Annotated in this window: 10 protein-coding genes; 4 read left to right on the top strand and 6 right to left on the bottom strand. The window is 74.2% G+C overall.

Features of this window, described 5'->3' with window-relative positions:
* Nucleotides 1–54: 54 nt before the first annotated feature.
* Nucleotides 55–1,284 carry a 1-deoxy-D-xylulose-5-phosphate reductoisomerase gene (gene dxr / locus ACYP53_RS14355; RefSeq protein WP_459647601.1) on the bottom strand — a complete coding sequence of 410 codons (1,230 nt, stop codon included), beginning with the start codon at nucleotides 1,282–1,284 and terminating at the stop codon, nucleotides 55–57.
* A 140-nt stretch (nucleotides 1,285–1,424) separates the two neighbouring features.
* Between dxr and ACYP53_RS14350 the strand changes: the two genes are divergently transcribed.
* Nucleotides 1,425–2,093, top strand: coding sequence for an NAD(P)H-binding protein (locus tag ACYP53_RS14350; RefSeq protein ID WP_189924673.1), 669 nt, complete (start codon nucleotides 1,425–1,427; stop codon nucleotides 2,091–2,093).
* 88 nt (nucleotides 2,094–2,181) lie between these two features.
* On the opposite strand, the gene ACYP53_RS14345 is transcribed toward ACYP53_RS14350, so the two are convergent.
* The 3 genes from ACYP53_RS14345 to ACYP53_RS14335 form a co-directional block, all read right to left on the bottom strand.
* Entirely contained in the window at nucleotides 2,182–3,624 is a 1,443-nt protein-coding gene (locus ACYP53_RS14345) for an aldehyde dehydrogenase family protein (protein ID WP_459647600.1), read from the bottom strand.
* A gap of 229 nt (nucleotides 3,625–3,853) precedes the next feature.
* Entirely contained in the window at nucleotides 3,854–5,422 is a 1,569-nt protein-coding gene (locus tag ACYP53_RS14340; protein ID WP_189924668.1) for a PucR family transcriptional regulator, read from the bottom strand.
* Nucleotides 5,423–5,599: 177 nt separating this feature from the next.
* Nucleotides 5,600–7,675 (bottom strand): ATP-binding protein, encoded by a 2,076-nt coding sequence (locus ACYP53_RS14335; RefSeq protein WP_459647599.1) that lies wholly within the window; start codon nucleotides 7,673–7,675, stop codon nucleotides 5,600–5,602.
* A gap of 241 nt (nucleotides 7,676–7,916) precedes the next feature.
* On the opposite strand from ACYP53_RS14335, the gene gabT reads away from it, so the two are divergent.
* Nucleotides 7,917–9,272, top strand: a complete 1,356-nt coding sequence (gene gabT / locus ACYP53_RS14330) for a 4-aminobutyrate--2-oxoglutarate transaminase (protein WP_189924666.1) — start codon at nucleotides 7,917–7,919, stop codon at nucleotides 9,270–9,272.
* Nucleotides 9,273–9,748: 476 nt separating this feature from the next.
* Complete coding sequence (locus ACYP53_RS14325) at nucleotides 9,749–10,411, top strand: phosphatase PAP2 family protein (protein ID WP_459647598.1); 663 nt, start codon at nucleotides 9,749–9,751, stop codon at nucleotides 10,409–10,411.
* On the opposite strand, the gene ACYP53_RS14320 is transcribed toward ACYP53_RS14325, so the two are convergent.
* Complete coding sequence (locus tag ACYP53_RS14320) at nucleotides 10,384–10,716, bottom strand: DUF2218 domain-containing protein (protein ID WP_459647597.1); 333 nt, start codon at nucleotides 10,714–10,716, stop codon at nucleotides 10,384–10,386. The genes ACYP53_RS14325 and ACYP53_RS14320 overlap by 28 nt on opposite strands.
* Nucleotides 10,717–10,882: 166 nt before the next feature.
* On the opposite strand from ACYP53_RS14320, the gene ACYP53_RS14315 reads away from it, so the two are divergent.
* Nucleotides 10,883–11,464, top strand: coding sequence for a MarR family winged helix-turn-helix transcriptional regulator (locus ACYP53_RS14315; protein ID WP_459647596.1), 582 nt, complete (start codon nucleotides 10,883–10,885; stop codon nucleotides 11,462–11,464).
* On the opposite strand, the gene ACYP53_RS14310 is transcribed toward ACYP53_RS14315, so the two are convergent.
* Nucleotides 11,355–12,296 (bottom strand): EamA family transporter, encoded by a 942-nt coding sequence (locus ACYP53_RS14310; protein ID WP_459647981.1) that lies wholly within the window; start codon nucleotides 12,294–12,296, stop codon nucleotides 11,355–11,357. The genes ACYP53_RS14315 and ACYP53_RS14310 overlap by 110 nt on opposite strands.
* Nucleotides 12,297–12,347 lie beyond the last annotated feature (51 nt).

Genomic DNA, 12,347 nt, shown 5'->3' with positions numbered 1-12,347 from the left:
ATGCCGCTCCGCTCATCGTCCGGTCCTACCGCGATCGAGGCCATCGGCCCGCCGTCAGCCCGCCGCCAGCTCGCGGGCCCGGGCGCGCGCCCAGTCCTCCGCGTGCAGGACGTCCTCCACCGTCAGGGAAGTTCCCGACGCGGGCACGCCGTGCTCGGCCACGACCTTGGCAACAGTGTCCACGATCCCGGTGAAGGCGAGGCCGCCCCTCAGGAAAGCGTCCACGCACTCCTCGTTCGCCGCATTGAACACCGCCGGGGCCGTTCCGCCCAGGGTGCCCACCTCGCGGGCCAGCTCGACCGCCGGGAAGGCCTCGTCGTCCAGCGGGAAGAACTCCCAGGTGGCGGCCTTCGTCCAGTCGCAGGCGGGGGCGGAGTCCGGCACCCGGTCCGGCCAGCCCATGCCCAGCGCGATCGGCATCCGCATGTCCGGCGGGCTCGCCTGCGCCAGGGTCGAACCGTCGGTGAACTCCACCATGGAATGCACCACCGACTGCGGGTGGACCACGACCTCGATCCGGTCGAACGGCACGTCGTACAGCAGGTGCGCCTCGATCACCTCCAGGCCCTTGTTGACCAGGGTGGCCGAGTTGATCGTGACCACCGGGCCCATCGCCCAGGTCGGGTGCGCCAGCGCCTCCTGCGGGGTCACCCCGGCCAGCTGCTCACGGGTGCGGTTACGGAACGGACCGCCGCTGGCGGTGACCACCAGCTTGCGCACCTCCGCGCGGGTCCCGCCCGCCAGCGCCTGGAACAACGCCGCGTGCTCGGAGTCCACCGGCACGATCTGGCCCGGCTTCGCCACCGCCTTCACCAGCGGGCCGCCCACGATCAGCGACTCCTTGTTGGCCAGCACCAGCACCCGGCCCGCCGCCAGCGCCGCCAGCGTCGGCCGCAGCCCGATCGAGCCGGTGATCCCGTTCAGCACCGAGTGGCACTCCATCGCGGCCAGCTCCGTCGCCGCGTCCGGACCGACCAGCACGGCCGGCAGCGCCCGGCCCGCCGCCTTGGCGGCCAGCGCCTCGCGCAACGCCGGCTCCGCCGCCGGATCGGCCACCGCCACGGTGTGCACACCCAGCCGCAGCGCCTGCTCGGCCAGCAGCTCCACCCGGCCGCCGGCCGCCGACAGGGCGACCACCCGGAACCGGTCCGGATTGCGGAGCACCACGTCGATGGCCTGGGTCCCGATCGAACCGGTGGACCCGAGGATTACCAGCTCCCGGGGGCCGGAAGGGTCCGCCACGGTGGGCGTGAAGCGCAGCTGCGGGTGGGCGAGCGAAGTCATGCGCCCATTGTGTCCTGTCCGCGACCGCGCCCAGCACCTCCCCGGGCACGATCACCCCTCGGGGGGCTTCCCCCCGGCTCCCCCGGCTTCCCCGGGCTTCCCCAGGACGAGCCGGCGCCCCTCGGGCTACCGTCGGAGCCATGCGTACCGTCATCGCCGGAGGCCACGGACAGATCGCGCTGAGACTGGAACGGCTGCTCGCCGACCGCGGCGAGCGCCCCGCCGGGATCATCCGCCGCCCCGAACAGGCCCAGGACCTGATCGACGCCGGAGCCGAGCCGCTGCTGCTCGACCTGGAGGCCGCCACCGCGGCACAGCTCGCCGACCTGCTCACCGGCGCCGACGCGGTGGTCTTCGCCGCCGGCGCCGGACCGGGCAGCGGCGCCGCCCGCAAGAACACCGTCGACCGCGACGCCGCCGTCCTGCTCGCCGACGCCGCCGAACTCGCCGGCGTCCGCCGCTACCTGATCGTCTCCTCGATGGGCGCCGACGCCGACGCCCACCACCCCGCCGACGAGGTCTTCGAGACCTACCTGCGCGCCAAGGGCGCCGCCGACGACGCCGTACGGGCCCGCACCGCGCTCGACTGGACGGTCCTGCGCCCCGGACGGCTCACCGACGGCCCCGGCACCGGCCTGGTCCGCCTCGCCCCCTCCGTCGCGCGCGGCGCCGTGGACCGGGCCGACGTGGCCGCCGTCCTCGCCGCCCTGCTGCGCGAACCCGGCACGGCCGGGCAGACCCTCGAACTGGTCGCCGGGAACGCCACCGTCGACGAGGCGGTCGCCGCCGCGGCCGGACACGACGGCTGACCGGGCTCAGCACCCGGGGGGCAAGCGCAGCCCCGGGAACGCGCGAAGGGCCCGGTTCACGGAACCGGGCTCTTCGTCAACGGGTCGATCAGAGGTCGAGGCCGGTCAGGACCAGCACCTTCTCGACCGTGTAGTCGTCCATCGCGTACTTGACGCCCTCACGGCCGACACCGGAGTCCTTGACGCCGCCGTACGGCATCTGGTCGGCGCGGTACGACGGCGCGTCGCCGATGATCACACCGCCGACCTCCAGCTCCCGGTGGGCGCGGAAGGCGGTCTGCAGGTCGTGCGTGAACACGCCCGCCTGCAGGCCGAAGGCCGAGTCGTTGACGGCCGCGAAGGCCTCGTCCACGCCGTCCACCTTGTGCAGCGACAGGACCGGGCCGAACACCTCGGCCGTGGCCAGGATCGCGTCCCCGGGCAGCTCGGCCAGCACGGTCGGGGCGTAGGTCGCGCCCTCCCGGGTGCCGCCGGTCAGGACCTTGGCGCCCTTGGCGATCGCGTCCTCCACCCAGGACTCCACCCGCTTGGCGGCGTTCTCGTCGACCAGCGGGCCGACGTCCGTCGCCGAGTCGTTCGGGTCACCGGTGACCTGGGCCTTCACCTTGGCCACGACCTTCTCCACCAGCGCGTCGTACACCGACGCGTCGGCGATCACCCGCTGCACCGAGATGCAGGACTGGCCGCCCTGGTAGTTGGCGAACATCGCGATCCGGGTGGCCGCCCAGTCCAGGTCGGCCTCCGAGGACCAGTCCGCGAGCACCACGGCCGCGGCGTTGCCGCCCAGCTCCAGGGTGGTGTGCTTGCGCGGCACCGAGTCCATGATCTGGTAGCCGACCTTGTCCGAACCGGTGAACGAGATCACCGGCAGGCGCTCGTCCCGCACCAGCGCCGGCATCCGGTCGTTCGGCACGGTCAGGATCGACCAGGAGCCGACCGGCAGGTCGGTCTCGGCCAGGATCTCGCCCAGCACCATCGCCGACAGCGGGGTCGCCGGAGCCGGCTTCAGGATGATCGGGGCGCCGACCGCGATCGCCGGGGCGACCTTGTGCGCGACCAGGTTCAGCGGGAAGTTGAACGGGGCGATGCCCAGCACCACACCGCGCGGGAACTTGCGCACCACCGCGAAACGGCCCACGCCGCCCGGGTCGGTGTCCAGCCGCATCGTCTCGCCGTTGGTGCGGCGCGCCTCCTCGGCGGCCCAGCGGAAGACCGACACCGCGCGGCCGACCTCGCCACGGGCCCACTTGATCGGCTTGCCGTTCTCGGCCGTGATCAGCTGGGCGAGCTCCTCGGTGCGCTCGGCCAGCCGCTTGGCCACGTGGTCCAGGGCGGCGGCACGCTGGTGCGCCGGCGTGGCGGCGAACACCGGCAGCGCGGCGACCGCGGCGTCCAGCGCCTCCTCGACCTGGGCCTCGGTCGGGATGCTCACCTTGCCGACCAGACGGCCGTCCCAGCTGTTGTGCACCTCGAAGTCGGCGTCACCGCTCGCCCGGCGGCCGGCGAGCCAGAATTCGTACGTGGTGGTCACCGTGGTACCGGCCCTCTCCTCGTCGTCGTACGGCCCGCACGGACGTGGGACCAGAACCCGAGGGTAGGTGGGCCGACGCGCCGACCGGATTGGCCGAGCAGGAGTGTTCGGCTCCGGGGCCACTCCACCGCGTCCAGCCGGGGGTTCCGCGGCTGTCCCTGGGGCGCGCCTGGGCCAGGCCTCGGTCGGGCCAGGGCCAGGCCTCGGTCGGGCCGGGGTCACTCCGCGGTCACTCCTCGCCGGAGCGCAGCGCCAGCCACAGCTCCATGCGCACGTCCGTGTCGTCCAGCGAACGCCCCAGCAGCTCCTCGACCCGCCGCATCCGGTAGCGCAGCGTGTGCCGGTGCACACCCAGGTCCGCCGCCGCCGCGTCCCACTGGCCGTGCCGGGACAGCCACGCCCGCAGCGAGGCCACCAGGTCACCGCGCGCCGTCCGGTCGTGCTCGCGCAACGGCCGCAACAGCCCCTCCGCGAACGCCGTCACCGCGTCCTCCCCGAGCAGCGGCAGCAACGAACCCGCACCGACCTCCTCGTGGTCCACCGACCGGCGGCCACCGCGCAGCGCCACCGCCAACGCCCGCTCGGCCTGCGCGTGCGCCGTCCCGGCCTCCTCCAGCGCGGCCGGCGCCGACACGCCCAGCGACAGGCCCTCGTGCTCCTCCACCGCGCCCAGGCACGCCCGGTGCACCGCGCCGTTGTCCAGCGCCAGCACCATCAGCCGCGGCCCGTGCGCGCCGTCCTCCCGCGCCACCAGCATCTTCTCGCCCACCCGGGAACCCGCCTGCTCCGCGCGGTCGCCCAGCTCCCCCAGCGCCTCCGCGGCATCCGCGTTCGCCGGCCCGGCCCCCGCCACCAGGACCCGTATCGTCCCCTCCGGCAGCCCCCCGAACAGCCCCACCGCCACCTGCCGCGCCGTCGCCACCTCACCGGCCAGCACCATCCGCAGCAGCGCCGCGCCCATCCGCTCCTCCGCCTGCCGCAACTCCCGCGAGCGCTCCAGGGTGAGGGTCAGCAGCGCCACCGCCGCGTTCAGCACGTACCGCTCGGTCGGCGTGATCCGGTCCTCGGTCCCGACCGCCAGGAAACCCCGGGCCCGCCGGTCCGCCCCCAGCGACTGGACCACCACGTAGTCCTCGTCCGCCGTGTCTATCCCCGGCGCGCGCCCCTGCAACGCGGCACTCGACGGCGCCGGCCGCCGGCGCAACCGGTCCACCTCCGCGGCCAGCCGCCCCGCCCGGCGCGCCGCCCAGTCCGGCGCCACCACCGACAGCGCCCCCGAACCGTCGTACAGCGCAGCCCAACCACCCAGCCGGGCCGCCAGCCGGCGCACCACGGCCGTCGTGCCGTCCTTGCCCAGCGCGGCCCGGGTCAGCTCCTCCTGCGCCTCGAAGCTCGTCGTCACCGCCTCGTACTGCTCCGCGGCCAGCGCCGCCGACACCACCTTGCTGATCGCGATGAACGGCGTCGGCTCCGGCACCCGCAGCAACGGCAGCCCCCGCTGCTGCGCCGCGTCCACCAACGGCTGCGGCACCTCGGTGTGCGACAACCCCACCCCGAGCCCCAGCCCCACCACCCCGGCATCGGCCAGCCGGTGCACGTACGCCTGCAACTGCGCCGCCGTACGGCCCAGCTTGATACCGGTGGTGAGCAGCAGCTCGCCACCCTCCAGGAACGGCGTCGGGTCATCCAGCTCACTGGTGTGCACCCAACGGACCGGCCGCTCCAGATGGTCCGCACCGGCGAGAACCGTCAGATGGAGCGAGCTGTTGCGGACGACGGAGGCGAGTGTGGGGGGCATGGCACCTTCGGGGGATCGACCTGACCGCGCCGTTGCGGCCGGGCGAGGAGAGGGACGTGGGACTGGTGAGGGTCTCTCCCCTTCATTATGGACGCCCCGGACAACCGGCACTGCCGAATCCACCTCGAAGGCGACTTCGGCCCCGGCCCCGGACCCGTCCCCCGGCTCACCCCCGGATCACCCCCGCAGATCCACCAGCAACGGCGGCACCTGCTCCCCCGACACCGCCGTCAACGACACCACCGCGTGCCCCGCCGGCAACGCGTGCGCCAGGTCCGACGGCGACCACCGCAACCGCTCCACGTCCCGCGTCGTCACCGACTCCGTCTGCGCCGTCGTCCCCGACAACGCCTTCCGCCCGACCCGCCCGGCCCGCCGTATCACCCCACCGGAGGTGTCGGGGGTGTGGGTAACGGCGGTCTCCTGCACCAGGTGCGTCCCCCAGGCCTCCGAGAACAGCCGCCCGTCCCACGGAGCGATCCCCGGGAACGCCATCCGACAGCCGACCGCGCCGAACAGCGGCGCCCGCAGCGCCTCCGGCAGGTCCACCAGCGACCGCAGCAGCAGCACCGCGCCCGCGTTCGCGCCGCGCATCCGCTGCAGCCCGCGCACCGCGGTGCCGTCCAGCGCCGCCGAGGCGTCGTCCACCACCAGGCCCGCGAACAACGAGCGGTCCTCGCGCGCCCCGGCCGCCTGCACGAACTGACCCACCACCAGCCGGGACAGCATCCGGGCCGCCTCCGGGTGGCTGCGCTCGGGCAGCTTCACCCGCACCCGCAGCGGATGGTCCAGCACCCGCATCGCGAACGGCGGCCGACCGGTGCCGTCGGTCGCGAAGGCCCCCTCGAAGGCCGGCCGGTCCAGCAGCGCCAGCCGGTCCGCCAACAGCGCCCCGGGGTCGTCCGCCCGGTCGCGCTGGCGCTCGCGGAACTCCAGGTCCCGCTCGTGGAGGGCCAGCCGGCCGGCCGTGCCGAGCGCCTTCACCAGGGCCGCCAGCGCGTCCGGCTCGCCACCCAGCAGCGCCCGCAGCTCCCGCACCCCCGGGTAGCGGGCGTACGCGGCGTGGAACGGGCCCACCACCTGCTGCAACGCGGTACGGGCGTTCTCCGCGCGGGCGGTCAGCTCGTCCGGCAGCAGCGCCTCGGCCAGCCGGGCGGCCGCCTCGTCGGGGTCCTGCGCGGCACCGTAGAGGTCCAGCCCGTACACCGAGGACGGGTCGCCGGGCGCGATCACCACGTCGTACCAGGCGTCCGGGCCGAGATCGGCGTCGGCCGCCCCGACCACCACCGCGCAGGCGGTTCCGGCCAGCGCCTGCAGGCACAGCGCCTCCGCCACCGGCCGGGCGAGCCGCGTGGTCTTCCCCGTCCCGGCCGGGCCCACCGCCAGCACCGAGGTGCCCAACACCGCCGGGTCGAGCGCGAAACCGGCCGACCGGTGGCTCAACGGGTTCTTCGGCACGTCCTGCGCCGTGCCGAGCCGGACCTGACCGAGCAGCAGATCGTGCTGCTCGACCCGACCGGGCAGCTCGCGCGCCTCCGAGGGGTGGGCGAAGGCCGCCGCACCACGAGCGGCCACCTGCTCGGTGAAGGCCGGCACGAACACCGGGTCCGCCTGCGCGGACTCCCACGCACGCCGGATCCGCACGTAGTCGACGTCCCCCAGGGCCTCGGCGTCGAGCCGCGCCGCCGCCTCCGCCGCACCGCCGTGCCGCAGGCCGTCCCACGGATCCCGCTCCCGCGCCGCCTCCGCCACCGCCGGGGCGCCCTCCGCGGCCCGCTCCTCCTCCGTCACCGTCCGCGACAGCAGCGGCGCGGCGTAGCGGCGCCACACCTCGGGCCAGCGGCCCATCCGGCCGAAGACCTTGATGACAGCTGCCGCCACCACGAGGTTCACGGACAGTCCGACGACGGTCACCAGCGTCCCGGATGGGTGTTCGACCCAGACGGTCATCACGATCAGGTGGAGCATCAGCTGAGTGCCGTAGACGAAGGCCAGCCACGCCACCACCGCGTTGAGCCCCGCCCGGAGCAGCAGGGGCCAGGCCGCGACCTTGGCCGCTTCGGCCCGCTCCGGGTCGATCGGGCGGTAGCCGATCCGGTAGACGCCCGGTTCGGCTTCGGGGCGCGGGGCGCAGGCCCAGCCGGGGAGGTCGAAGGATCCGTCAGCGGACGTGCCGGGCCGTTGGTGGGGCAGGGGGGTCGGGGGTCTGGTGGTGGTGCGCTCGCCGTGGTGGTGTGACCCGTCCTGTGCCATGTACGGTCCCGCTCCCTCGCCCGCCCGGCCCGACCGCCGTCGGTGCCGCCATACCCATGCCGCCGTACCGACGACACGCCCGCGCTCAGGGTAGTGGAGCGGGGTCTGCGGGTAGTCGCGCCACTCGCGCTGGCCGTGCCGGACAAGTCGGAAGGCGCACTGCTACCGAGTGGCGCATGCCTGGGCGGGGAGGGCGGCCGTAGCCTGCGAACCACCGAGCCGAGAAGTCTGGAGAAACCCCATGAGCGCCGCAACGCCGCTCCCGCAGGAGCGCCGCCTGGTCACCGCGATCCCCGGTCCGAAGTCGCAGGAGCTGCAGGCCCGCAAGCTGGGTGCGGTGGCGGCCGGCGTCGGCACCACCCTGCCGGTGTACGTGTCCCGTGCCAACGGCGGTGTGCTGGAGGACGTGGACGGCAACTCGCTGATCGACTTCGGCTCCGGCATCGCCGTGGTCAACGTCGGCAACAGCGCCGAGGCCGTGGTGGCCAAGGCGAGTGAGCAGCTGGCCGCCTTCACCCACACCTGTTTCATGGTGACCCCGTACGAGGGTTACGTGGCCGTCGCCGAGCAGCTGAACGAGCTGACCCCGGGTGACCACGACAAGCGCACCGCGCTGTTCAACTCGGGCGCCGAGGCGGTCGAGAACGCGGTGAAGATCGCCCGTGCCTACACCAAGCGCACCGCCGTCGTGGTGTTCGACCACGGTTACCACGGCCGCACCAACCTCACCATGGGCCTGACGGCGAAGAACATGCCGTACAAGCAGGGCTTCGGCCCGTTCGCCCCGGAGATCTATCGGGTGCCGGTGGCCTACCCCTACCGCTGGCTGACCGGTGCGGAGAACTGTGCCGCCGAGGCCGCCGCGCAGGCGATCGACATGATCAACAAGCAGATCGGCGCGGAGAACGTCGCCGCGATCATCATCGAGCCGATCCAGGGCGAGGGCGGTTTCATCGAGCCGGCCAAGGGCTTCCTGCCGGCGATCGTGGAGTACGCGAAGGCGAACGGCATCGTGTTCGTCGCGGACGAGATCCAGACCGGTTTCTGCCGCACCGGCCAGTGGTTCGCCTGTGACGACGAGGGTGTCGTCCCGGATCTGATCACCACCGCCAAGGGCATCGCCGGCGGTCTGCCGCTGGCCGCGGTGACGGGTCGCGCCGAGATCATGGACGCCGCGCACGCGGGTGGCCTGGGCGGCACCTACGGTGGCAACCCGGTGGCCTGCGCGGCCGCGCTGGGCGCCATCGAGACGATGAAGGAGCAGGACCTCAACGGCAAGGCGCAGCGGATCGGCGAGATCATGCTGGGCCGCCTGCGGGCACTGCAGGAGAAGTTCGAGGTGATCGGCGAGGTCCGCGGTCGCGGCGCGATGATCGCGATCGAGCTGGTGAAGCCGGGTTCCAAGGAGCCGAACCCGGAGCTCACCGCGGCCGTGGCGAAGGCCTGCCACGCCGAGGGCCTGGTGGTGCTGACCGCCGGCACCTACGGCAACGTGCTGCGCTTCCTGCCGCCGCTGGTGATCCCGGAGCACCTGCTCGAGGAGGGCCTGGACATCATCGAGGGCGCCTTCGCCCTGCAGGGTGTGACCGCCGCCTGATCCAGGCGCCGCCTGCCCGCCGGAGGGTTGTCCGGACAGCGCTGAACGGCCCGTGGGGACCTCTGGTCCGCACGGGCCGTTCGGTTTCGCGCGGGGCCGGGCACGCGGTCGGGCATGATCGTCGGGAGGCCCCGGAGGTTGCCCGGCCCGGGGTGAAGATGATGTGCGGAATCGCTGAAGGCGCTCGGCGCGGAAGGGCTGTTGACGTAGTGTCATCGCAGATGGACAGCGAGCCTCAGCCATTGGCGGAGCCGTCCGCGGAGCCCCCCTCGGGGACGGTTCCGCGGGTGCCCCGCGAGGACAACCAGGCCGCCCCGGGAGGGGTGGCGCATACCGAAGGCCGATCGACCGACCGTCCGACCCACACCCCCCGGGGCGCACGGAACGGCGATCATCAGAGCCGCCCCGGAGCTCTCCCCCCTGCTCCGGGGCGGCTGTCCGCTGTCCCGGCGCGACTGTCCCGGGCGGCCCGGTCGGTGGCCGTGCCGGCGGTGGCGGTGGTGGTGCTGCTGGCGGTGTCCTGGCAGGTGGCGGTGGACGGGCCGCTGCTCGGGCTGGACCGCTGGGTCCGCCGGGCCGTGCACACGGCGCGCCATGACCTCCCGAGCGCGTTGCCCGACCGCCTCGGCCACCTGCTGTCGGACCTGGGCAGCAGTGTCCCGGCGATTCCGGTGCTGCTGCTGGCCGGTGCGCTGGCCGCCTGGCGGTGGCGCCGGTCCGGGTCGGGCCGCTGGTGGCTGCCGCTGCCGGTGGCGGCGTTGACGGCCGGTCTGATCCCGTTGCTGGTGGTCCCGGCGAAGTCGGCCTTCGCCCGGCCGGGCCCGCTCGGGGAGGCGCTGACGCCGGGGCAGTGGGGCTGGTACCCGTCCGGGCACACCGCGACGGCGGCGATCTCGTACGGGGTGGCGGCGCTGCTGCTGGCCCGGGTGTCGGGGCCGCGCGCCGCACGGGTGGCGACGGCGGTCGCGGCGCTGTCGGCGGCGGGGGTGGGCGCGGGGCTGGTGTGGAGCGATTTCCACTGGCTGCTGGACGTGGTGGCCAGTTGGTGCCTGGCCGTCCTGGTGCTGTGGCCGTTCGACCGGTGGCTGCCCCGGCCCGGCGCCGGGGGGCGTCAGGCCTCGGGGTCCTCGTTGCGGTGAACCAGGCCGGCTTCGCCGTTGTCGCGCTGCCACTCGACGACGAGTTCGTCGCGGGCGCCGAAGCGGACGAGGTGGCGGCCGACGACGTCCTCCAGGCCGGGCAGCTTGTCGCGCTCGCCCTCGACGGTGAGCAGCAGGGCGTCCGGCCGGGCTTCCAGGGTGGCGGTGCCGGCGCTGAACACCAGGGTGCCGCGGCCGGTCTCCTCGGAGTAGGTGGCCTCGATCTTGCGGCCCATGTGGGCGGCGAGCTGCTTGGCGTAGCGGCCGGGGCGGTCGGTGGAGACGTGTGCGGTGGAAACGGGCATGGGCCCTCCAGGGTAGGGGAGGGAACTTAGGGTCCCCTCACTCGGATCTACGCTAACGCAGATACTGAGCTAAGCTCAACATATTTCCGCGACCGTCGTCGGCCGACCACCGAGAGCTCCGGACCGGTCGCTACGCTTGGCCGGACACCAGCCGAGGAGACCGCCGATGACCACCACGCCGACCGACGACCCGGCGGACTCCCCCGGCACTCCTCGCGCCTCCGCATCCGCCACCGTCGGCGTCCCGGGCGTCCCCGGCGCGGTCGGCGGCGCCGCCGAGCTGGCGGACGCGATGACCAGGGCGATCAAGCGGATCCGCCGCCAGACCGGCTGGCGGCTGGAGCCCTACGGCATCACCCCCGGCCAGGCCCGGGCGCTGCGCACGCTCGCCCACGTGCCGGGCTGCGAGACGCCGGACCACGCGATGCGGCTCAGCGACCTCGCCGACAAGCTGCACATCGCCCCGCGCTCGGCCACCACCGTGGTCGACGCGCTGGAGGACGCCGGCCTGGTCGAGCGCAGTCCCGACCCGGCGGACCGGCGGGCCGTACGGATCCTGCTGACCGAGGCCGGCCGCGCGGCGGTGGAGCGGATCGGGCAGGTCCGGGACGAGGTGGCGCAGGAGTACTTCGGCGAGGTCAGCCCCGCGGACGAGGAGGTGCTGCTGCGGGTGCTGCGCTCGGCCGAGGCCCGCTTCCTCGCAGCCGGGCCGCCACGGCGCTCGGCGTCCCCGGACTCAGCGCGGTGATCCCGATCCCGGCGACCACCAGCAGCGCGGCCCCGGCGGCGGCCGGGCTGACCCGTTCGCCGAGCAGCAGCCAGGCCGAGGACATCCCGAACACCGGCACCAGCAGCGAGTACGGCGCCACGGCGGTCGCGTCGTAGGTGCGCAGCAGGAAGCTCCAGGCGACGAAGCCCAGCAGGGTGGAGACCAGCCCGACGTAGCCGATCGCGCCGAGCCCGGCGGGGGTGATGTCGCGCAGCGCGCGCAGGTCCGCCGCGGGCCCCTCGACCAGCAGGGACAGTCCCAGCAGCGGCAGCGGCGGGACGGCGCTGACCCAGACCATCCAGCGCAGCGCGTCCGGCGGCGCCGCCCTACGGGTCAGCACGTTGGCCAGGCCCCAGGCGACAGCGGCCAGGACGACCAGCACGAAGGCGCCCAGCGGACCGCCGGCGCCCTGGTCGTAGGCGCTCAGCCCGATGCCCGCGAAGGCGATCGCCAGGCCCAGCAGCCGCTGCCGGCCGGGGCGTTCGCGCAACAGCACGGCGGCGAACAGCGCGGTGAACCCGGCCTGCCCCTGGAGCACCAGGGAGGAGAGGCCGGCCGGCATCCCGGCGTGCATGCCGAGGAAGAGCAGCCCGAACTTGACGACCCCGAGCACCACGCCGACCGCCACCACCCAGCGCCAGGCCACCTTGGGCGGGCCGACGAAGAACACCGCCGGCACGGCGACGACGGCGAACCGCAGGGCGCAGAAGAGCAGCGGCGGGAAGTTCTGGAGGCCGACGTGGATGAGGACGAAGTTGAGCCCCCAGACGGCGGCGACCAGGACGGCCAGCGCGATGTGCGGCGCGCTCATGCTCGCGCCGCCCGTACCGGCCGTGCCGGCCGTGCTGCTCGTCCTACTCGT

The organism is Kitasatospora sp. Ki12, from assembly GCF_054601375.1.
This window is presented reverse-complemented; position numbering and strand designations above follow the sequence as displayed.